Consider the following 22634-nt stretch of genomic DNA (forward strand, 5'->3'; position numbering starts at 1 on the left):
CCAATGCAAAAACACCTCCAAAGTTGTCCTCCATATCTTACGACATGAAGCATTTTCTTGAAGGTGTTTTGTTTTGTCTCACATTACGGGGTCAGTCCCATTAAGAGCTGATCAGCTTTTTTTATTGTGTTTTATGATCTGCCGGAGTAAAGGTTCACTCCGACTGCAAACCTATACCGATGCTAAGCTTTAACTGTCTGGGGGAGCTGCTTGATCAGCATCGTATCCGGAGTGACGAACAGCGTTTTCTGCTGCTCGTAAATGACGAATCCGGGTTTAGCGCCGCTTGGTTTATGCACATGACGGACCAGGGTGTAATCCACCGGAACAGAACTGGATTCTCTTGCCTGGCTATAATATGCGGCCAGTTGAGCGGCTTCATGAAGGGTAGCTTCCCCAAAGGACTGGCTGCGGATCACGACATGGGATCCGGGAATGTCCTTGGTATGCAGCCAGGTGTCACCTGAACTGGCCAAACGGTTCGTTACGTAATCGTTCTGCGTGTTGTTTTTACCCACATAGATCGGCAGGCCTTCGCTTGAGGTGAAGCAGGACACAGATGGCTTATCCGTCTTCTTCTTGCGTTTGCCTTTGCCGCTGCGCTGCCTCACATACCCTTGCTCGGCAAGTTCATCCCGGATCTCTTCGATATCCCGCAAAGAAGCCGTGCCGAGCTGCTGCAGCAGCGAGGATAAATATTCGATTTCCATTTCTGCCTGTACGAGCTGCTGCTCTACATAAGCGAGACTGTTCTTGCTTTTCGTATACTTTTTAAAATAACGCTGCGCGTTCTCTGAAGGCGTCAGAAGAGGATCCAGTACGATGGTTTGCTGGGGCTGGTCTTCTTCATAGTAATTGGTCACCGCTGCCTTTTTGTCTCCTTTACGGATTTCATGCAGGTGTGCGGTTAATAATTCGCCCATGATCCGGAAACGGTCTGCATCTTGGGCTGCTTCTTTTGTTTCACGAAGCTTCTCTATTTTTTTGAGATTTTTGGCTTTCTCATTCTGCAGCAGCTTAACCAGATCTGCCGCGCGCTGCTTGACGGTATCTCGTTCCGCTTTATCTCCGTAATAGCTCTCCAGACATTCACTGATCGTAGGGAAGATTTGAACTTCGCCGTCTATATGTGTTAACTCCGTTACGGAAAAAAACAGTTTGCCGGATTGACTATCTTCTACAATGACCGGTGTATAATTTCGTTCGCGTACGGCATCTGTTACACTGCGGAAAGATTGCCACAGGGGCGCTAGATCTGTCTCTACATAAGCTTCACCGGCTTTAACGCCGCTCCGGTGTACGATTTCACGCGAGGCAAGCGGGCTGATTCCGCTAAAGGAGCGGAGAATCTGCTGTTCCGGGGGATTCCCTTCCTCTATACCGGAAGTCATATGACGGCGGAACACCGCTTCGCTCGTATCAAGCGGGTTGGCTTTGTCCTGCTCCGGAGGCTCTACATAGGCACTTCCAGGCATGATAATGCGGTAAGAACTGATCGCAGGCGTAACGTGATGAATGCCGTCCAGTATCGTTCCTGTTGAAGGGTCCATTAGGATCAGATTGCTGTGTCGCCCCATAATCTCGACCACGATCGTTTTTGTACTGACGTCTCCGAGTTCGTCCCGCTGACGGATACGAAAATGCACAATCCGCTCTAGTCCTACCTGTTCGATTGAATCGATAATCCCGCCCTCGCAATGCTTGCGAAGGAGCATACAAAACATGGGTGCTTCTTGCGGGTTCGAGTAGGATTGTTCTGTAACATTCATGCGCGGATAGGTGGGATTCGCCGAAAGCAGAAGCTTGAGCGAGCGCCCCCTCGCGCGTATTTGCATGACGATATCACTGCCGGTAGGTTGATGTATTTTATTAATCCGGCCTCCGACGCATTCCTGCAGTTCGTGCACGATTGCGTGAAGGACCAGTCCGTCTAAGGCCATGGTGGACACTCCTATTCAAGTTCATTACCCTCTATCATGCCATAAACCGGATGAAATTTAAATTTCTTTCTGAAATCCGTATCGTCCAAGCTGTGATATTTTGCGGCTTGTCTGAATACATTTAGCTTGTGGAGCAGTCTTGCGATGATAGTAACCGGGAGGGAAAAACGGAGATGAGTCACAAAGAGTGGTACCAGATGACGGCGGATGAAGTTCTCCAGGCGCAGCAAGTTGTCCTGGCCGAGGGGCTGTCTTGGGAGGAAGCGGACAGCAGGCAAGCCGAATCCGGCCGCAATGAGTTGTCCGAAGGCAAGAGCGTTTCGCCGATCACGCTGTTTTTAAACCAGTTCAAAGATTTCATGGTCCTCGTATTGATGGGAGCTACTCTTGTCTCGGGACTGCTCGGCGAATACCTGGATGCCATAACGATTGTAGCCATTATCATCATGAACGGAATTTTAGGCTTTATACAGGAATTTCGGGCGGAGCGTTCCCTGCGCGCATTGAAAGAACTTTCGGCACCGAATGCGAAGGTATGCAGGGGAGGGGAGATTCATGCGGTACCCGCGCGTAATCTTGTACCCGGAGATATCATTTATCTCGAGAGCGGAGACCGGGTTCCGGCTGATATCAGGCTGATTGAAACAAACAGCTTCTATGTGGAAGAATCCGCTTTAACCGGAGAATCGGTACCCGTCGGCAAAACGGTCGCTCCTCTGGGAGCGGATGCCATTACGCTCGGTGATCAGCGCAATATCAGTTTCATGGGGACCATGGTAACCCGTGGAACTGCCAAAGGGACCGTAGTACGGATCGGAATGGCCACAGAGATGGGGAAAATCGCGGATCTTATTCAAAACACAGACGTGCTGCAGACTCCTCTCCAGCATCGGCTGGAGCAGCTCGGTAAAATTCTGATCATTGTCGCCGTTTGCCTGACCGTTATGGTCGTTATTGCGGGGATAGCCCATGGACAGCCTCCTTATACGATGTTCCTCGCCGGCGTTTCCCTTGCTGTTGCGGCGATTCCGGAAGGCCTTCCGGCAATTGTTACGATAGCGCTCGCTATGGGCGTACAGCGGATGATCAAACGCAAAGCGATTGTGCGCAAGCTTCCGTCGGTCGAAACGCTTGGCTGCGCTTCGGTGATCTGCTCAGACAAAACAGGCACCTTGACACAGAACAAAATGACTGTCACACATTTGTGGGTGGGCGGGGAACTGCTTGAAGTCAGTGGCGACGGGTACGCCCCGGAGGGGGAGATCAGCAGCGGCAGCGCGCGGGTCGTTCCCGCCAAGAACGCGATGCTCCGTCAATTTCTCCAGATCTCGGCTTTATGCAGCAATGCCGTCCTGTATCAGGAAGAGCTGGAGTCCTCGTCCTCCAAGAAGAAGAAAACAAAGGACGAGCGCCCGGAAACAGTGTGGAGTATCAAGGGTGATCCTACGGAAGGGGCTTTGGTCGTGCTTGCGGCAAAAGCGGGCATGACTGCTGAATCGCTGAGTCCGCAATTTCAGCGGGTAGCTGAATTTCCTTTTGATTCCGATAGAAAAATGATGTCTGTCGTCGTTAACCACGCGGGACGCCGACTGGTACTAACCAAAGGAGCACCGGATGTGCTCATGCAGAACTGCTCTTATATTTTGTGGGACGACAAAATTATCCCGTTCACTTCGACACTCAAGGCCAAAGTTATGGCCGCTAATGAAGGAATGGCCCGCTCGGCTCTTCGTGTGCTCGGTACAGCTTACCGGGAGCTGAAATCAACGGACAAGTGCGAAGAGCAAGAAGATGCCGAGTGCGGCCTTGTATTCGTCGGACTCGGCGGCATGATTGATCCTCCTCGCCGGGAAGTGCGCGAAGCTATGGCTAAATGCCGCAAAGCGGGTATCAAAACGGTGATGATCACAGGGGATCATCTCACAACTGCTGAAGCCATTGCCAAACAGTTGGGTATGCTCCCAACTGGCGGTCTGTGCATCAGCGGACATCAATTGGCAGTCATGGATGATGAAGCGCTGGAGAACAGAGTGGACGAGATTTACGTCTATGCCCGCGTATCTCCGGAGCACAAACTGCGCATAGTCAAGGCACTGCAGAAGAAAGGGCATGTCGTAGCGATGACCGGCGACGGCGTAAATGACGCCCCGGCGATCAAGGCGGCCGATATTGGAATTGCAATGGGCATCAGCGGTACAGATGTCTCCAAAGAAGCCTCCTCGCTCATACTCAGCGATGATAATTTTGCGACGATTGTAGCGGCTATTGAGGAAGGGCGGGGCATCTACGAGAATATCCGTAAATTTATCCGCTATCTGCTGGCCTCGAACGTCGGAGAGATTTTGACTATGTTCCTGGCCATGATGGCTGGCCTGCCGATGCCTCTGATCCCGATTCAGATTTTGTGGGTTAACCTGGTGACCGATGGTCTTCCGGCCATGGCCCTTGGGGTTGATCCCGCCGAGAAGGATCTTATGCAGCACAAACCTCGTTCGGCCAAGGAGAACATATTCGCACGCAGGCTCGGGTGGAAAATTATTTCCAGAGGATTTTTGATCGGAATTTGTACGTTGGGAGCTTTCTGGCTGGTCCTGCGGCAAAACCCGGGAGATGCCGAACATCTCGTCAAGGCACAGAGCGTAGCTTTTGCGACGCTGGTTATGGCCCAGCTTATTCATGTATTCGACTGCCGCAGCTCACGCTCGATTTTTCACCGCAATCCGTTCCAGAACAAATACCTTGTGCTCGCTGTCTTATCCTCACTCGTTCTTATGCTCGGTGTGATGTATATCGAGCAGCTGCAGCCTATTTTCAAAACGGTTCCGCTCAGTCTGCAAGAATGGATTATCGTTCTGATTGCCGCAGGGATTCCGACATTCCTGATGGGTATCGGCAGCATTATGCAGTCCCCGTCCAAGAAAAAAACGATGAAGTACAGCTCAAAACCAAGCTTACGTTAACCCGGTAAAATTCTGGAGAAGTTATTGTAAAGGAAGAAATTAGGTTCTGGTCTTTTCATGCTTGTTCTTAACATCCGCATGCGGCGCTCTGCCGTTCTGCCGGGTGTTTTCTTTTGCAGCGGGCAAATTACGCTAGGCACCGATTTTCATTTACGCTATGATATGGACAATGACTATCTTAAGCAAGGTGTGTGGAGGCATATGGAATTTACGAAAATGAACGGTCTCGGCAATGATTTTGTTGTGATATCGGGGTATAGCGAGCTTCCGGAGAATGTATCCCAGCTGGCAGTTAAGTGGTGCAACCGGTTTTTTGGCATTGGAGCGGATGGACTGGTTTTCATTCTTCCGTCCGACCGGGCCGATGTCCAGATGCGCATCATCAACTCCGATGGTACCGAAGCGGAGCAGTGCGGCAATGCGGTCCGCTGCGTAGCTAAATATGTGTATGACCGCGATGAGAATAAGCGGGCTGCCATTACCGTGGAAACCCTTGGAGCGGGTGTACAGGAAGTGCAGGTAGAAGGCGAGAGCGGCAAAGCGTCCGCCATTCGGGTGGATATGGGTGAGCCAGTCCTGCGAGGGCTTGAAGTACCGTCGACTATCGATGCTGACGTTGTCCTGAACGAGCCGGTGGAAGTGGATGGCGTAACTTTCCATTTCACAGCCGTTTCTATGGGAAATCCGCACTGCATTATTTATGTGGAGGATGCTCCGAATTTTGATCTGGGCGAGTGGGGTCCTAAACTTGAGAAGCATCCGCTGTTCCCGAATCGTACGAATGTTGAGTTCGTGACTGTCCGGTCCCGGGAGTATGCGGATATGCGTGTATGGGAACGTGGAGCGGGTCCTACGCTGGCCTGCGGGACGGGCGCATGTGCAACCCTTGTCGCTTCCGTGCTGAACGGGCATACGGAGCGCACAGCCGTCATTTCCCTAAAAGGCGGGGAGCTGGGCATCGAATGGAACGAAGGCAACAACCGGGTATATATGACAGGGCCTGCCGAAGAAGTGTACCGTGGAATAATTAGTTTGTAGATTTTTACTTCTGAAATTCCAGGACATCCGGCTGTATAAGAGTTTACTTGCGTTCTTAGAATTGCCTTTAAGTTTGCTGGTGGTTTGTGTTAAAGTAAATGTACTATTTTGATGGGTGGGAAGAACATGAAACCGGAACTCCGCCAGGCGTTGAAACAGAATGTACTAATCGGGGACGGAGCGATGGGAACCTATTTGTACCAGCAGGGCTTCCCCGTCGGGATCTCCTATGAGGAGCTTAACCTAGTCCAATCCGAAGTAATTGCTGACGTGCACCGCCGGTATTACGAAGCTGGCGCACGGATTATCGAAACGAATACTTTCTCCGCAAATAGGGAAAAATTATCCAAATACGGACTCGAGCAGGATGTGGATTCCATTAACCGCGCAGGGGTAGAGCTTGCCCGCAGTTCCGTAGGCGAAGACGCTTATATCGTGGGAGCAATCGGATCTATCCGTGCAGGCAAGCGGAAGAATGTCCGTACATCGGAAGTCGAGGTTGCGCTGCGCGAGCAGATTCTGGTGCTATTGGATTCACCTGTGGATGGGCTGCTCCTGGAGACGTTCTATGACCTCGATGAGCTGCTCATCGCGCTGAAGCTGATTCGCCAGCTGAGCCCTTTGCCTGTTATCTGCCAGTTCGCAACGGAAGGCACGGACGCTACACAGGACGGTGTGCCGCTCCAGGAAGCGTTCCTCCGTGTCCGGGACGAAGGAGCCGATGTGATCGGCTTTAACTGCCGGACGGGTCCTAACGGTATTCTTCGTTCGCTGCAGAACGTTGCGCCGCTCGTTGACATGCCGTTCTCGGTATTTCCTAATGCGGGAATACCGGATTACGTAGATGGCCGTTATTCGTATGCGGCCACCCCGGAATATTTTGCCGAGAGTGCACTGCGCTTTGCCAATCTCGGAGCCAGAATAATCGGCGGCTGCTGCGGCACCACGCCGGAGCACATTGCAGCTATGGCTAAAGTGCTGCAAAATTATACGCCTGCCGAAGAGGCGATCAACGAGCTTCGTGCCGCCGCGCAGACGGTTGTGATCGAGAACGCGCCGCAGGGAAGCGCAAGCCAGCCCGCAAGCGAGCCGAGCCTCGTAGACCTGGTCAAGAAGCGCCATACCGTCATTGTGGAGCTGGACCCGCCGAGAGATCTGGACATTGCGAAATTTATGGAGGGCAGCAAAGCGCTCCAGGATATGGGAGTTGACGCCATTACGATGGCGGACAATTCTCTTGCCGTGACGAGGATGAGCAACCTCGCTATGGGCATGCTGGTTAAAGAACAGCTGAAGGCCCGTCCGCTCATACACATTGCCTGCAGAGACCGCAACAGCATCGGTACCCAGTCTCACCTGATGGGACTGCACGCGCTGGGAATCGATCATGTTCTGGCGGTTACAGGCGACCCGGCCCGGTTCGGTGATTTGCCGGGATCAAGCTCCGTCTATGATCTGACGTCGTTTGAAATGATCCGGATGATCAAGCAGTTGAATGAGGGAATTGCTTTCTCGGGCAAACCGCTCAAGAAGAAAGCGAACTTCATAATCGGTGCCGCCTTTAATCCGAATGTCAAACACCTGGACAAGGCTGTGCACCGGTTAGAGCGCAAAATCGAAGCGGGCGCCGATTATATTATGACGCAGCCGGTATACGATCCGCTTCTGATCGAGCGTATGTACGAAGCGACTAAACATTTGAAAGCACCTTTGTTTATTGGCATCATGCCGCTTGCAAGCGGACGGAATGCCGAATACCTTCATAATGAGGTGCCGGGCATTCAATTGTCGGATGAGGTGCGCGCGCGCATGGCGGGTCTCGAAGGAGAGGCTGGCCGGCGTGAAGGTGTGGCTATTTCCCGAGAGCTTCTGGATGCTGCCATGCCGCTCTTTAACGGCATCTATTTCATGACGCCATTCCTTTTCTATGATATGAGTGTCCAGTTGACCAAGTATGTATGGGAAAAAGCGGGGCGCCGGGATTTACTCTTGTCCCCCCTAGTAAAATGAATTACAATAGGTTAATGGATGTGAACCGATAATGATACGAAGTATGACCGGATTCGGACATGCCTCGCTTTCTTCGCATGGCTACCGGGTGTCGCTCGATATCAAGACTGTGAACCACAGATATTGCGACATCTCCGTTCGCATGCCGAAAGAATGGATGGCGTATGAAGATACCGTCAAGAAAGCGGTGCTTCGCTACATTAAGCGCGGACGCGCGGATTGTTTTGTGACGATTGAACGGGAAACCGTATCGAATAAATCGGTGTCTGTGGATTGGGCACTTGTTGACGGATATATGCAGGCAACTGAGCAGATTCAGAAGCGCCATGGGCTTGCTGGCGGATTGGTCGTGTCAGACCTCCTCCGATTGCCGGATCTGCTTTCCATATCGGAACAGCGGGCGGCTGCCGACGATGCGCTTGTTGACCTCTTGACCTCCTGCATGGAAGAGGCTTTGAAGAGCCTCAACGGCATGAGGGAAAGCGAGGGGGCCTACCTTGCTGGAGATCTGACCGCCAGACTGTCGTTAATTGATAGCTTGAACAACGAAATGATGCAGTATGCGCCTGAAGTTGTGCGGGATTATGCCGCTAAGCTGCGTCAGCGTATCCAGGATCTTTTATCCGATCAGATTCCAGCGGACGAACAGAGGCTTGCAGCAGAAATCGCGCTGTTTGCAGATCGTTCCAACGTTGACGAAGAGATGACACGGCTGCAAAGCCATATCAACCAATTCAGACAGTTGCTCGGTTCCCGGGAACCTGTCGGACGCAAGCTCGATTTTCTCATTCAAGAAATGAATCGTGAAGCAAACACCATCGGCTCCAAAGCTGGGCATATAGAAGTGTCCAATAGAGTAATCGAGCTGAAAGCCGAGTTAGAAAAAATGAGAGAACAAATACAGAATATCGAGTGAACCGCTGACGGTATCACGAGGAGGAAACGTAATGGCCATCAAACTAATCAACATCGGATTCGGAAATATCGTTTCGGCTAATCGCATTATTTCCATTGTTAGCCCCGAATCTGCTCCTATCAAAAGAATTATCCAGGAGGCGCGCGACCGTCACATGCTGATTGACGCGACGTATGGAAGAAGAACTCGTGCCGTCATCATTACCGACAGCGACCACGTGATCCTGTCTGCGGTTCAACCGGAGACTGTTGCACACCGACTTTCGAACAAGGACGATGATCATGACGAGTAGCACAAACACTTTGGAGCGGGATAGAGGAATTCTGATCGTACTTTCCGGCCCTTCAGGTGTCGGCAAAGGTACAGTATGTTCGGCGCTTCGCAAAATGTCGCCCGAACTGGTCTATTCCGTTTCAGCAACAACCCGTAAGCCTCGTGAAGGCGAAGTAGAGGGTCTTAATTATTTTTTCAAAACAAGGGAACAATTCGAACAATTGATTTCCGCTGATGAAATGCTGGAGCATGCGGAATATGTCGGTAATTACTATGGAACACCACGCCGGTTTGTTGAAGATACGCTTGCTTCGGGCAAGGATGTTATCCTTGAGATTGAAGTACAGGGCGCGCTGAAGGTGAAAGAGAAATTCCCCGAAGCGACTTTTATTTTCCTGATCCCTCCTTCTCTGGCTGAGCTGGAGAATCGGATTGTAACCCGCGGTACAGAGACGAACGAGATCATACGCAGCCGGATGTCCGTAGCTCTCGATGAGATTCGGTTGATGCGGCACTACGATTATGGTATCGTCAATGACGAGGTACATAAGGCCTGCTACAAAATCCAGTCCATTCTTACTGCGGAACACTGCAAGTGCGATCGGATTTTACCTAGATTGGAACAATGGATCGGAGAGTGAAACAAACATGCTGTATCCTTCAATTGATAAATTGCTCGATAAAGTGGACAGTAAGTATTCGTTGGTTGTTGCTGCTGCCAAACGTGCAAGAATGCTCAGAGATGGTACCCACACACAGCTTCATGATGCTAAATCCCATAAGCAAGTCGGGGTAGCGCTTGAGGAATTGTACGGAGATTATGTGAAGTACGAGAAGATCGAAAACAAAGAAGACGCTGAATAATCGCAAAGATTATTTAGCAGCGGCGGCAGTCCTTGTGACTGCCGCTGTTTATACAGCGGCATCCGGAAGGCCCTAAGCGGGAACTCTGGAACGCGAATAATCGGACAACCCTTAGCGGTTGTTATTTTTTTCTAATCTGGAGGGAAGCGCAGATGTTAACAGGGAAAACGGTTGTAGTGGGCGTATGCGGCGGGATTGCCGCTTACAAGGCGGCGGCACTCTGCAGTAAACTAAGTCAGGCTGGCGCTGATGTGCGCGTCATTATGACAAAGTCTGCCGCCCAGTTCATAACACCTTTGACTTTTCAATCCTTAACTCGGAAGCCTGTAGCTATAGATACGTTCGATGAGAAAGATGCGGCTGTAATCTCTCACATTGATTTAGCGGATCGTGCCGATCTGGTTGTTGTTGCACCGGCGACAGCTAATATGATAGGGAAAATGGCCTATGGATTAGCGGACGATATGCTGAGCACCACCCTTCTCGCCACAACGGCTCCTGTGATGGTAGCTCCTGCCATGAATGTGCATATGTACACACATCCTGCTGTTATCGATAATATGAATAAGCTTAGAGAACGCGGAGTCCGGTTCGTGGAGCCGGGTACCGGGCAATTGGCATGCGGATATGTAGGTCAAGGCCGGCTGGCGGAGCCGGAAGAAATTTTTGATCGGATTGCCGCTTTCTTCAAAGCGGATGCACCTTTGCAAGGAAAGCAGGTGATCGTTACGGCTGGAGGTACGGTGGAGCGGATAGATCCCGTGCGTTACATCACGAATGATTCTTCCGGCAAAATGGGCTACGCCCTTGCGGAAGCCGCTCAAGCGTTAGGAGCGGCCGTCACGCTGATCAGCGGGCCGACAGCTCTGCCGGTACCGGCCGGAGTAGAGCGGGTAACGGTTATATCTGCCGAGGACATGCTGCAGGAAGTCATGGCCCGTTATGACAGAATGGACTTTGTTTTTAAGGCTGCAGCCGTTGCGGATTACCGCCCTGCTCAGCAGCGGCCGCAGAAAATGAAGAAAGCAGGGGAGACCCTTACCATCGAACTGGTTAAGAACCCGGATATCCTGCAAACGCTCGGTAAGTTTAAAAAGCACCAGTTCCTCGTAGGATTTGCAGCGGAGACGGAGAAGGTCGATGAGTATGCGCTCGATAAGCTGATCCGTAAAAATTGCGATCTTCTCGTAGCGAACAATGTGTCGCTCGAAGGGGCCGGCTTCGGGACGGATACCAATATCGTGCGGGTGTTTGACCGTGAGGGACTGGTAGAAGCACTGCCGGTTATGAGCAAGAGAGAAGTTGCCGAGTATATCGTGCGTCTTGCTGCCCACCGTAAACAAGCCGGAGCCATTCCTGCGTCCAATGATAATGATGAAGCAGCGGGAGCCGGCCAGGTTCCAAGAGCAAAGGAACATCAAGAGGGACATCAAGGGGACGTTTCATGTACGCAAAGGTAATAGTAGATGTACCTGCCAAACAAACAAACCGGGCATTCGATTATTCGGTACCTTCCTCTATGAAGGGATGGATTGAAGTAGGGAGCCGCGTAGGGGTGCCATTCGGTCCCCGGGTTCTTCAAGGTTTCGTCGTGGAACTGCACGATACGACGTCAGTGGATCCCAAACGCCTCAAGGCCGTACGGCACATTCTGGACCCTGCTCCGCCTCTGACAGAAGAGCTTGTCGAACTGGGACACTGGATGAGCGAAACCTATTTATGTCATGAAGTAACGGCGCTGCAGGCGATGCTGCCAGGTGCGCTGAAGGCTAAATATGAACGGTACGTTCAGGTTGCGGACAACGAAGCGGACGGAAGTCCTTCTATGCTGCTGTTGCTCCCTGCACAGGAACGCATAATAGACTATTTGCAACGTAAAACGAAAGTGAAAATGGAAGATTTGCTGGAAGCTTTTCCCGAAGAAGGCGGATTGATCCGCGATATGCTGGAGGAAGGCCTTCTTCTTGAAAAGCAGGGCATGAAGGACCGCGGTTCAGCTAAGAAGGCACTGACTGTGTTCCCGCCGGGCATGAAGATGAAGCAGAATGAGGCGGTTTCCGTTTCCCATCCCGAAGAAGCCCGGAGTGAGGCCGGCAGTCCTGTGACTGCTGCAGAGTCTCCTGCAGACTCAGCCGCTTCCCGGGAGCCATTGAATCTGGCCCGGTTGGCCGATGAACTTCCTGCCCGCTCGCATAAGCAGAAAGAGGTGCTTCTATACCTCAGTGAAAACTTGAAGCCAATCCGTTTGACTGAGCTGATGGATAAGCTCCAGGTTGGGGCCAGTACCGTCAAAGGATTGGCCGACCGGGGGTGGATCGAACTTCGGGAAGTGGAGGTTATGCGGGATCCATACGCCAATCGGCATTTTGAGGAAACCAAACCTCTTCCTTTAACCGATGAGCAGCAGTCTGTATACGAAACAATCGCGGCAACGCTCGACAGGCGCGAGCATCAAGTGTATCTGCTTCAAGGAGTGACGGGAAGCGGCAAGACGGAGGTTTATCTGCAGGCGATCAGCCGGTGTCTCGGGCAGGGGCGTGAAGCGATTGTACTTGTTCCTGAAATTTCGCTGACCCCCCAAATGGTAGAGAGATTTAAGGGGCGGTTCGGGGATGAAGTAGCCGTTATGCACAGCCGTTTATCCGCCGGTGAACGCTACGATGAATGGCGCAAAATCATGCGCAAGCAGGTACGCGTAGTTATTGGCGCCCGCTCAGCGGTATTTGTGCCGTTTCGTAAAATCGGCCTGATTATTATCGACGAAGAACACGAGTCCTCCTATAAACAGGAAGAAAGCCCGAAATATCATGCAAGGGATGTCGCTGCATGGAGAGCGCGCTATCACGGGGCGGCTGTTGTGCTGGGTTCGGCGACCCCTTCGCTTGAGAGCATTCATCGTACCCGGTCAACTGCGGGGACCGGAAGCGAATATAAGCTTCTCATGATGCCCTCGCGCGTTGCGGGACGTCCGCTTCCTCCCGTGCATATCGTAGATATGCGGGAGGAGCTCAGGAGCGGCAACCGCTCTATGTTCAGCCGGGCCCTGCACCGTGGATTGGAGCAGCGGCTCCAAAAAGGGGAGCAGACGGTTCTGCTGCTCAACCGGCGCGGTTATGCCACGTTCGTTATGTGCAGAACGTGCGGCTATGTGGCGGGTTGTCCGCACTGCGACATATCGCTCACGTACCATCAGGTATCACGCACGCTCCGCTGCCATTACTGCGGCTATGCTGAGAGACAGATGGAGCTTTGTCCCGACTGCGGCTCCGAGCATATCCGGCATTTCGGAACCGGTACCCAGCGGGTAGAGGAAGAGCTGGTGAAGCTCTTTCCCGGGATCCGGGTCATCCGCATGGATGTCGACACAACGACCGAGAAAGGCTCTCACGAGAAATGGCTCACCATGTTCCGCAACAAACAAGCGGATGTACTGCTCGGTACCCAAATGGTCGCCAAAGGGCTGGACTTCCCGGATGTGACACTGGTCGGTGTTATTGCAGCTGATACGGTGCTTAACCTTCCGGATTTCCGCTCCGCCGAGAGGACGTTCCAGCTGTTGACACAGGTGGCGGGCCGGGCAGGCCGGCATACACTGCCGGGCGAAGTCTTCGTGCAGACGTATACACCGGAGCACTATAGCGTCATCACAGCAAGCCGGCATGATTATGACGCGTTTATTGCGGAGGAGCTGCCTCATCGTCGGCAGCTCGGATACCCCCCTTACTGCCGGCTGATCCTGATGACGATTACCCATGAACAGATTCCGCTTCTGGTCCGTACGGCTGAGGCCGTGGCGATGCGCTTGCGGGAACTGGGCGCTATGGAGCAGGGGAGGGCAGCGTCCTGCGGAGAAGATTTTTTCATGGATGTGCTGGGTCCCGTCGCTTCGCCCATTCCTCGGATCAAGGATAGATATCGGTTCCAATGCGTGGTAAAATATCGTGGAGAGGCATCGGCCTCCCGTATTGTAAGCCGTGTCCTGGATGAATTCGCCGAGAGAGCGGCAAAGGAAAAAATGCTTATCAGCGTAGATGTGGATCCTCAGATGCTGATGTAGCTTAAGCCGGAATAAGTATATAGAAGGTGGCACGGACCCTTTCAAATAGAGGATAGGCATACTTTTCATCGACTTCGTATAAGCAGTATGGACTCTGATGGCATCGGGAATAATGTCCGATTCGATTTGCAGTTCTTGCTGCGTGCTGGGAGAGAAACGTCACTTTCCACTTATCGTTTAATCTGGGGTGAACTTCTTAAGGAGTTTATTCCCTTAACTACAAAAAAAGGCAGGTAAATGGTATGGCCATTCGGATGATTGTAAAAGAAGGAGATTCAGTCCTGCGCGAAACCGCCAAGCAGGTGACGAAGTTCAATTCCAATCTGCACAAATTGCTGGATGATATGGCGGATACAATGTACGACGCTCCGGGCGTAGGTCTGGCTGCGCCGCAGGTCGGCATTCTTAAGCGCGTCATTGTCATGGATGTAGGGGATGATAACGGCTTGATCGAGCTTGTGAATCCCGAAATCGTTGCGAAAAGCGGAGAGCAGATCGGACCGGAGGGATGCCTGAGCATCCCGGGACTGGAAGGGGAAGTGAAGCGCCCTCTTCATGTCACTATAAAAGGACAGGACCGCAACGGCGAGGAAGTTGTTTATGAGGGAGAAGGGCTTCTTGCGCGCTGCATGATGCATGAAGTGGATCATTTGAACGGCGTTCTTTTCACGGATCTTGCTATCCGTTTATACCGTCCGGAGCTTGAAGAAAATGAAGGTAGCGGCAAGTGAAAATAGTTTTTATGGGAACGCCGGACTTTGCCGTGCTGCCGCTTCAAACTTTACTAGAGGGCGGGTACGAAGTAGCAGCCGTCATCACGCAGCCTGATCGTCCCAAAGGCCGTAAGCGTATTTTGACGCCTCCTCCCGTCAAAGTAGAAGCTGAAAAACACGGGATTCCTGTATTTCAGCCCGAAAAGCTCCGTACATCCGATACTGTAGAGGAAATCCGCCGGATCGGGCCCGATCTGATCGTAACAGCTGCTTACGGCCAGATTCTGCCCAAAGCCGTGCTGGACATTCCGCGTCTGGGCTGTATTAATATCCATGCATCTCTGCTGCCGAAGTACCGTGGCGGAGCTCCGATCCATCATGCGATTATCCGCGGTGAACAGGTAACGGGCGTGACGATTATGTATATGGCGGTGGGCCTGGATACAGGAGATATGATTTCTAAGATCGAAGTTGCCATCGGTGACGAAGATACGACTGGCACCATGTTCGAGAAGCTCAGCCGGGCGGGTGCGGATCTGCTTAAGCGCACTCTTCCTGAACTCATAGCCGGTACGGTTACTCCGGTCGTTCAGAACGAAGAGGAAGCGATCTATTCTCCGAACATCGGCCGTGAAGATGAGCGGATCGACTGGACGAAGCCTTCCAGGGCAATCTGGAATCAGATAAGAGGTCTGAACCCGTTTCCGGGTGCGTACACGACATGGAATGGTGAAGTTCTCAAAGTGTGGTCGTGCGCGAAACCCGAAGGCAGTTCCAGAGAAGCCGGGTCAGCAGCTGCAGCGGCCGGTACCATTATTCGTGCAGACGAGAACGGCATCGAAGTAGCAACGGGGGACGGCAGTGTAGTGCTGTTAACCGTACAGCCTTCCGGTAAAAAAGCGATGGACGTTGCGCAGCTCGTGCGGGGGACCTCTATTGCGCCCGGTACGAAGCTTGGTGAATAAGTCGACAATTAGCGATACGCAGGAATTTTCGGTGCTTGTACCGTCTGTTCCTGCGTTTTTCCGTGAAAAATAGATGGTAAATCTAAGATGAGATGAACTACTACTATACAGCAAAGGATGTGGCTGAACCTATGAAACGGGAGAGCACAGAGAACGGCCAGAAATCCAAAGCAGACAGCCGTCACGCTGCGAATAAAGCGGCTCACCCTGCTTCCAGGCATGCAGGGGCCAGGAAACCGGCTTCCAAGAAACCGGGCTTAGGAGGGAGCGGTTCTGCTTCCGGACGCGCTGCACTCAAGCCTACGGCGCGCGATGCGGCACTGAAAGTACTGACTCACGTTGAGGAAGCGGGGGCTTACAGCAATCTTAAATTGAATCAGATATTGAAGGAAAGCGATTTGCCTCGCCAAGATGCGGCCCTGGCAACCGAGATCGTATACGGAACTATTCAAAGACGGAATACAATTGATTATTATTTGGCGAAACTGGTAACAAAGGGAGATAAAGGCCTCAGTAAACTCCAGCCATGGGTGTTGAGCTTGCTCAGAATGAGTCTCTATCAGCTGCTCTACCTCGAAAGAGTCCCGGATCATGCGATTGTGAGCGAGGCCGTAAATATTGCCAAGCGCAAAGGTCATCAGGGAATTTCGGGTATGGTGAACGGCGTACTGCGCAGCGCGATTAGACGGCGCGAAGAGCTCATTCTCCCGGATGGATTAGATGATACTAAGCGTATCGCGCTGCAGTATTCTCATCCGGAGTGGCTGGTCCGCCGCTGGATCGCACAGCACGGAGTGGATGCGTGCGAACGCATATGCGCCGCGAACAACGAGGCGCCTCACGTGAGCATACGCGCGAACGTCCTGCGCGGCGAAGCCGCCGGTCTGCTGGAGCGGCTGCGCGGAGAGGGACTGGACGCGCAGCTGTCGGCTCTGTCGCCGTCCGGGATCGTCGTCTCCTCCGGCGGCAACATGGCGCTTGCGGCAGGCTTCGCCAAGGGCGACTATTCCGTCCAGGACGAGAGCTCCATGCTCGTTGCGGAGGCGCTTGAACCGAAGCCGGGCATGAAGGTTCTGGACTGCTGCGCCGCGCCCGGCGGCAAAACGGCGCATATCGCCGAGAAGATGGGCGACACCGGCGAAGTTTGGGCCTGCGATCTGCATCCTCACAAGCAGAAGCTGATCGACGAGCAGGCCGAGCGTCTTGGCCTGGAGTCGGTCCGCACTTTCGTGAAGGATGCGAGAGAGCTGAGCGAGGAATTCGCTCCGGAGTCTTTTGACCGCATCCTGCTCGATGCCCCTTGCTCGGGGTTCGGCGTTATCCGCCGCAAACCCGACTTAAAGTGGAGCAAGCAGGAATCGGACATCAAGGAAATCCGCAGTGTCCAGAAGAGTATTCTCGAAGCGGTGCACGGGCTGCTGAAGCCCGGCGGGATTCTCATTTACAGCACCTGCACGATTGAAAGGGAAGAGAATGAAGCAGCGGTCGAGCAGTTTCTGAAGGCTCACACCGAATTCAAACTCGATCCGATTCCCGCAGAAAATTGGCCGGATTCCGGGATGAGCGGACAGGCATCCTCCGGCATGATCCGGATTACACCGGACCAGTATGGTACGGACGGCTTTTTTATTGCCCGTTTGAGAAAAGAATAACGGGTGCCGGGAATAGAGCTGGCCTGCAGCGTGCCGCAGGCTAACCAGCTCAGGCGGTTTGGAAGTGTCGTATTTTGTCAGGTCAGGCCCGGTTCATCGCTGCAAAGACGTGATCTTTATTACAGAGACAAGCCAGCCTTCTTAGGGGAGAAGGGCATGTATAGTGTGTTCCGCTTTTTTTTATGATAAAATAGGTAGGATTCGGATATATTTCGGATCTTCATTTGCATATAAGTTAGGTGTGAAACTATGAGAAACAAAACTTTACAGGTAGATAAACCTTTTGTTTACGACTATAGTCTTGAAGACTGGAAGCAGTGGACAGAGGATAATAAAGAGCCGGCTTTCCGGGCCGGACAAATTTTTGATTGGCTGTATGTGAAACGTGTCACGGACTTTGAGGAGATGACGAATCTGTCCAAAGCGCTGCGCGAGAAATTGAAAGCCAGTTTTTCTTTCGTGACTTTGTCGGAAATCGCTAAGTATGAGTCCAAAGACGGAACAGTGAAGTTCTTGTTCGAGCTTGCGGATAAGAATGCGATCGAAACGGTCATTATGAAACACAGTTACGGGAACAGCGTATGTGTGACTACGCAGGTAGGCTGCCGGGTCGGTTGTACGTTCTGTGCATCTACACTGGGCGGGCTCAAACGCGACCTGCGTCCCGGCGAAATTGTCGCCCAGATCGTAAAAGCGCAGCAGCTGCTTGATGCTAAAGGCGAACGCGTAAGCTCCATTGTCATTATGGGAATCGGCGAGCCGTTCGAGAATTATGATGCGATGATGAAATTCTTGAACATCATGATCCATCCGAAGGGCCTTAACATCGGTCAACGCCACATTACGGTTTCTACGAGCGGGATCGTCCCGAATATATATCGTTTTGCGGATGAGGACACCCAGATTAACCTGGCTATCTCCATTCATGCGCCGAATAACGCTTTGCGTACGAAGCTGATGCCGGTTAACGTACGTTTTCCGTTCGAGGACCTGATTGAATCCTGCAAGTACTATATGGCCAAGACGGGCCGCCGTATTACGTTCGAATACGCTTTGATGGGCAATGTAAACGACCAGGCGGAACACGCCGAGGAACTGGCGCAGGTGCTTAAAGAAATGCCTATGTGTCATGTGAACCTGATTCCGGTCAATTATGTGCAGGAACGTAATTATGTACGGACGACCCGTGACGATATTTTTAACTTTCAGCGCATTCTGGAACGCAACAAAATCAACGCGACCATACGCCGGGAACAAGGCAGCGACATTGCTGCAGCCTGCGGTCAACTGCGGGCAAAGCATATGGAAGCGAAGTAACGGGGTGATTGCCGATGAGAATGGTAAGTGCAACCGATATCGGACGCGTCCGGTCGGTTAATGAAGATCGGGCCGTTTTTCAGCATGGTATAGACGGCTTTTCCCTGGCTATAGTGGCTGACGGGATGGGAGGCCATCAGGCTGGCGACGTCGCCAGCCAGATGACGATCGATATGATCCTGGGAGAGCTTCAGTCTCTGAGTGCGGCGATGTCCGTACAGGAGTGCGAAGAGGCTGTCCAAGAGGCTATCCGCCAGACTAACCGCAAGGTGTTCGAATATGCATCCGGAAGCGATGATTTGCAGGGGATGGGTACCACTGCGGTTGTTCTGCTGGCTTCGCGGCAGATCGCCATTGTCGGCCATATCGGAGACAGCCGCGCCTACAAAATCAGCGGACCTTCCATCCTGCGTTTGACGGAGGATCATTCGCTTGTCAATGAACTGCTCAAGAACGGTCAATTGACTCCGGACGAAGCGGATCGTCATCCTCGGCGCAATGTAATTACAAGGGCGCTGGGTACGGAACCGGATGCACAACCGGACATTCAGCATTTGCTGTGGGAAGAAGGAGATATCATTCTTTTGTGTTCGGATGGACTCAGCGGAATGATCGATGATCAGACGATGCTGTCGATTATCCGCCAGGGGCCGGACCTGGAAACGATGGCGCAGGGGCTGCTGCAGGCTGCTCTTGACGCCGGCGGAGACGATAACATTACGCTCATTCTTATAGCCAATGAACCTGAGCCGGCTTCAGGGGGGGATCAGGCATGATCGGAACCAAACTTGGCGGCCGCTATGAAATTCTCGAAAGAATCGGCGGTGGCGGAATGGCTCTTGTTTACAAAGGGCTCGATATTCTGCTGCACCGCAAAGTCGCCGTCAAAATGCTCCGCCAGCAGTATGTGAACGACGAAGAATTTATAAGAAGATTCCGCCGGGAGGCGCAGGCGGCGGCTTCCTTGTCTCACCCGAACGTAGTAAGTATTTATGACGTAGGGCAGGAAGGCGATGTTCATTACATCGTTATGGAATATGTAGAAGGCAGTACGCTCAATGAGCTGATCAAAGAGCGGGCGCCGCTGCCTGTTGAGGAAGCCGTCCACTATGGCGCTCAAATTTCGGATGCGCTGGAGCACGCACACCAGAATGAAATTATTCATCGCGATATTAAACCGCACAATATTCTAATCGGCAAGAACGGGCGCGTGAAAGTGACGGATTTCGGAATCGCAAGAGCTGCGACATCTTCGACGATTACACAAACCGGTTCGGTCGTCGGCTCGGTTCATTATTTTTCACCGGAGCATGCGAAAGGGACGAATACGGGAGAGAAATCAGACCTGTATTCTCTTGGCATTGTCCTCTATCAGATGCTTACCGGAGAATTGCCGTTTCACGGAGAAAGCCCGATCAGTGTTGCGCTCAAGCACCTGCAGGAAGATATACAGGATCCTCGGAATCTTAATCCGACCATTCCTCAGAGCGTGGAGAATATCATTCTGAAGGCTGTGCGGAAGAAGCCGGAGGAGCGCTACCAGTCAGCCCGTCAGATGACGGAGGATCTGGAAACCTGTTTGCAGCCGAATCGCCGCAATGAGCCTAAAATCAGTTTTTATAACGACATTCATCATGACGATGATGAGAATACGATTGTCATCCCCGCTATTCGTCCTAACCAGAGCGTGCATGTTTTTGATGACGAAGAGGATGAGGAAGAAAGCCAGCAGGCCCCCAAAGCGGCAGCATCTTCCAGGGCGGACCCGTTGCCTAAGAAAAAAAACAGTAAAAAAGCAGGGATATGGATCGGAATTCTGTTGGCTATCGCCGTCCTTCTCGGGGCCGCCATCTATTTTATTCAAGAGAAAGCGGTTATTGCCGAGGTACCGGTGCCTGATGTGATTGGCAGTACGTTAGAGCAGGCCAAAGCCAAATTGACGGCTGCCAAACTCGTTTACGAGGTGGAGGAGGTCTTTGACCCTAAAGCCGCAGGCACGGTGACGGACCAGACCCCCAAGGGCGACGGTATTAAGTTGAAAGAACAGTCCCAAGTACGGCTTAAAGTAAGCAAGGGGCCTGAACTTAAGAAAATGCCGGCTTTGACGGGACTCAATGCGGAAGATGCGAAGGCGCAGCTGATGCAGGGATTCGGGCTTAAAGAAGAGCAAATTAAGATCACTTACGATTTCTCCGACAAGGCGGAGCCGAACACGGTCTTAGAGCAGACTCCGAAGGAAAATGAAGAGTTTGATGCGGCGGCAATATCCGTGAAGCTCGTAGCCAGTAAGGGCAAGGAAACAATCAAAATGCCTAACTTGGTCGGCCTTTCCAAAGAGGAAGCGGTCAGCCGGATCAGTGTAAGCAAACTCAAGGTCGGTGCTATTACGGAAGAGCCGAATTACAAGGTCGCCAAAGGCAAAGTAATCAAACAATTCCCGTACGAAGCGGATAATGATGTGCCAATCGGTCAAACCATCGGTTTGATCGTCAGCTCCGGTATGCCGCAGGAAGCCGGTAAAATGGTCGTAAACTTGCCGCTTGTTCCTTCTGCTCCCGGTAAAACCTCTACGTTTAAGGTCATCGTTACGGATGCCCAAAGAGACAATGAGCAGTACCGGGCTGAAACGATCAGCCAGGCATCGGCCGTAGATGTCACGGTCATTGTCTCTCCCGAAAAAAACGCCGTAATAACGGTTAAGGAAGATGACAAAATCGTTAGCGTTACAACAAAGACTTATCAGGATTACCTGAATCAAAAGAACGGCAGTCCTTCTCCCACACCGTCCAGCAGCGCAACTTCTCAGCAGCAGCCCGGGAAGCTTGTAACGGAATCCGGCGGTAAGGACAAGGTAGATAAGAATAAGGACAAAGACAAGGACAAGGACAAAGAGAAGGAAGACCATGACGACTAATTGAAGGGGGATACAGATTTAATGCCTCAAGGATTGATCGTCAAAGCGCTCAGCGGATATTATTACGTGCTGCCGGACGGCAGCAAACTGGGACAGGATGATCTTGTCCAGTGCCGGGCAAGAGGGGTTTTCAAAAAAAGGGGGATCTCTCCTTTAGTCGGTGACAGCGTGAAGTTCGAATTGACGGAGAACGGTGAAGGTACGGTAACGGAGATTGATAAACGTTCCTCCGAGATGATCCGGCCTCCGATTGCCAATGTAGATACGGCTATGCTCGTTTTCTCGGTAGTGGAGCCGGTACTGAACTTACAGCTCTTGGATAAATTTCTCGTGCACATTGAGAATACCGGACTCGAAGCGGCCATCTGCCTGACCAAGGCCGATCTTATAAACGGAACGGCCGAGACCGGCAGCGAAGCGGATTCAGGGGATGACTCTTATGAATCCTTAACGGCGGGCAAGGAGGACGAAGCGGCCCTGCTTGCATCTATGCCCCAATGGCTGCAGGAGGCGATCGGCTTGTACCGCCGCATCGGCTACCCTGTCCTCTTGACCAGCTCAAGACGGGCAGAAGGCGTGGATCAGGTCGCGGAGTACCTCAACGGCAAAATCAGTGTCTTCGCCGGTCAATCCGGCGTGGGCAAGTCCTCCCTGCTCAATGCTATCGTCGCCGGTCTGGATCTCCAGACGAACGAGATCAGTCATAGACTCGGACGAGGCAAACATACCACCCGCCATGTCGAATTGATTCCTCTTGTCAAAGGCGGGTATGTAGCGGATACGCCGGGGTTCAGCCAGCTGGATTTTGTTGAACTGGAGGCTGAGTATCTCGGATCGTGTTTCCGTGAGTTCCAGCCTTTTGCCGAGAAATGCAAATTCCGTGGCTGCGTGCATCTCCATGAACCGGACTGCAAAGTACGCGAAGCAAGCGAGCGGGGGGAGATTGCTCTTACGCGCTATGAGCATTATCTGTTGTTTCTGAATGAAATGAAAGAAAAGAAAAGGAGGTACTGAG

At 52.3% G+C, this 22634-nt stretch carries 17 protein-coding genes; 16 read left to right on the forward strand and 1 reads right to left on the reverse strand.

All coding sequences use genetic code 11. The features are described from left to right. Positions 1-182: 182 nt before the first annotated feature. Complete coding sequence (locus AR333_RS06995) at positions 183-1940, reverse strand: NFACT family protein (RefSeq protein ID WP_068774553.1); 1758 nt, start codon at positions 1938-1940, stop codon at positions 183-185. A 173-nt stretch (positions 1941-2113) separates the two neighbouring features. Between AR333_RS06995 and AR333_RS07000 the strand changes: the two genes are divergently transcribed. The 16 genes from AR333_RS07000 to rsgA all read left to right on the forward strand — a co-directional run bounded on the left by AR333_RS07000 (position 2114) and on the right by rsgA (position 22633). Next, positions 2114-4900 (forward strand): calcium-translocating P-type ATPase, SERCA-type, encoded by a 2787-nt coding sequence (locus tag AR333_RS07000; RefSeq protein WP_068774554.1) that lies wholly within the window; start codon positions 2114-2116, stop codon positions 4898-4900. Between the two features lie 201 nt (positions 4901-5101). Beyond that, a complete protein-coding gene (gene dapF / locus AR333_RS07005) occupies positions 5102-5938 on the forward strand; it encodes a diaminopimelate epimerase (protein WP_068775160.1) in 837 nt (278 codons plus the stop codon). 126 nt (positions 5939-6064) lie between these two features. Beyond that, positions 6065-7948, forward strand: coding sequence for a bifunctional homocysteine S-methyltransferase/methylenetetrahydrofolate reductase (locus AR333_RS07010; RefSeq protein WP_068774555.1), 1884 nt, complete (start codon positions 6065-6067; stop codon positions 7946-7948). Positions 7949-7979: 31 nt separating this feature from the next. Then, positions 7980-8864, forward strand: coding sequence for a YicC/YloC family endoribonuclease (locus AR333_RS07015; RefSeq protein ID WP_068774556.1), 885 nt, complete (start codon positions 7980-7982; stop codon positions 8862-8864). A gap of 31 nt (positions 8865-8895) precedes the next feature. Then, a complete protein-coding gene (gene remA / locus AR333_RS07020) occupies positions 8896-9156 on the forward strand; it encodes an extracellular matrix/biofilm regulator RemA (RefSeq protein WP_009672664.1) in 261 nt (86 codons plus the stop codon). Next, the gene (gene gmk / locus AR333_RS07025) at positions 9146-9778 is read left to right on the forward strand and encodes a guanylate kinase (RefSeq protein ID WP_068774557.1); all 633 of its coding nucleotides are present in this window, start codon (positions 9146-9148) and stop codon (positions 9776-9778) included. The genes remA and gmk overlap by 11 nt, the downstream gene beginning before the upstream one ends. A gap of 7 nt (positions 9779-9785) precedes the next feature. Next, positions 9786-10001 (forward strand): DNA-directed RNA polymerase subunit omega, encoded by a 216-nt coding sequence (rpoZ, locus tag AR333_RS07030; RefSeq protein ID WP_068774558.1) that lies wholly within the window; start codon positions 9786-9788, stop codon positions 9999-10001. A 152-nt stretch (positions 10002-10153) separates the two neighbouring features. After that, positions 10154-11461 carry a bifunctional phosphopantothenoylcysteine decarboxylase/phosphopantothenate--cysteine ligase CoaBC gene (coaBC, locus tag AR333_RS07035; RefSeq protein WP_068774559.1) on the forward strand — a complete coding sequence of 436 codons (1308 nt, stop codon included), beginning with the start codon at positions 10154-10156 and terminating at the stop codon, positions 11459-11461. Then, positions 11446-14058 (forward strand): primosomal protein N', encoded by a 2613-nt coding sequence (gene priA / locus AR333_RS07040; protein WP_068774560.1) that lies wholly within the window; start codon positions 11446-11448, stop codon positions 14056-14058. The genes coaBC and priA overlap by 16 nt, the downstream gene beginning before the upstream one ends. 242 nt (positions 14059-14300) lie before the next feature. Beyond that, complete coding sequence (def, locus tag AR333_RS07045) at positions 14301-14789, forward strand: peptide deformylase (RefSeq protein WP_068774561.1); 489 nt, start codon at positions 14301-14303, stop codon at positions 14787-14789. Continuing rightward, a complete protein-coding gene (gene fmt / locus AR333_RS07050) occupies positions 14786-15736 on the forward strand; it encodes a methionyl-tRNA formyltransferase (RefSeq protein ID WP_068774562.1) in 951 nt (316 codons plus the stop codon). Before def ends, fmt begins: the two co-directional genes overlap by 4 nt. 131 nt (positions 15737-15867) lie before the next feature. After that, positions 15868-17388, forward strand: coding sequence for a 16S rRNA (cytosine(967)-C(5))-methyltransferase RsmB (gene rsmB, locus AR333_RS07055; RefSeq protein WP_068774563.1), 1521 nt, complete (start codon positions 15868-15870; stop codon positions 17386-17388). A 249-nt stretch (positions 17389-17637) separates the two neighbouring features. Next, entirely contained in the window at positions 17638-18705 is a 1068-nt protein-coding gene (rlmN, locus tag AR333_RS07060; protein WP_068774564.1) for a 23S rRNA (adenine(2503)-C(2))-methyltransferase RlmN, read from the forward strand. A 14-nt stretch (positions 18706-18719) separates the two neighbouring features. Next, a complete protein-coding gene (locus AR333_RS07065) occupies positions 18720-19481 on the forward strand; it encodes a Stp1/IreP family PP2C-type Ser/Thr phosphatase (RefSeq protein ID WP_068774565.1) in 762 nt (253 codons plus the stop codon). Beyond that, entirely contained in the window at positions 19478-21619 is a 2142-nt protein-coding gene (pknB, locus tag AR333_RS07070) for a Stk1 family PASTA domain-containing Ser/Thr kinase (protein ID WP_068774566.1), read from the forward strand. Before AR333_RS07065 ends, pknB begins: the two co-directional genes overlap by 4 nt. Positions 21620-21640: 21 nt before the next feature. Further along, a complete protein-coding gene (gene rsgA / locus AR333_RS07075; RefSeq protein WP_068774567.1) occupies positions 21641-22633 on the forward strand; it encodes a ribosome small subunit-dependent GTPase A in 993 nt (330 codons plus the stop codon). The last annotated feature ends 1 nt before the right edge of the window (position 22634 follow it).

The organism is Paenibacillus sp. FJAT-26967, from assembly GCF_001541095.1.
In the GTDB taxonomy this organism is placed as follows: Bacteria; Bacillota; Bacilli; order Paenibacillales; family NBRC-103111; genus Paenibacillus_F.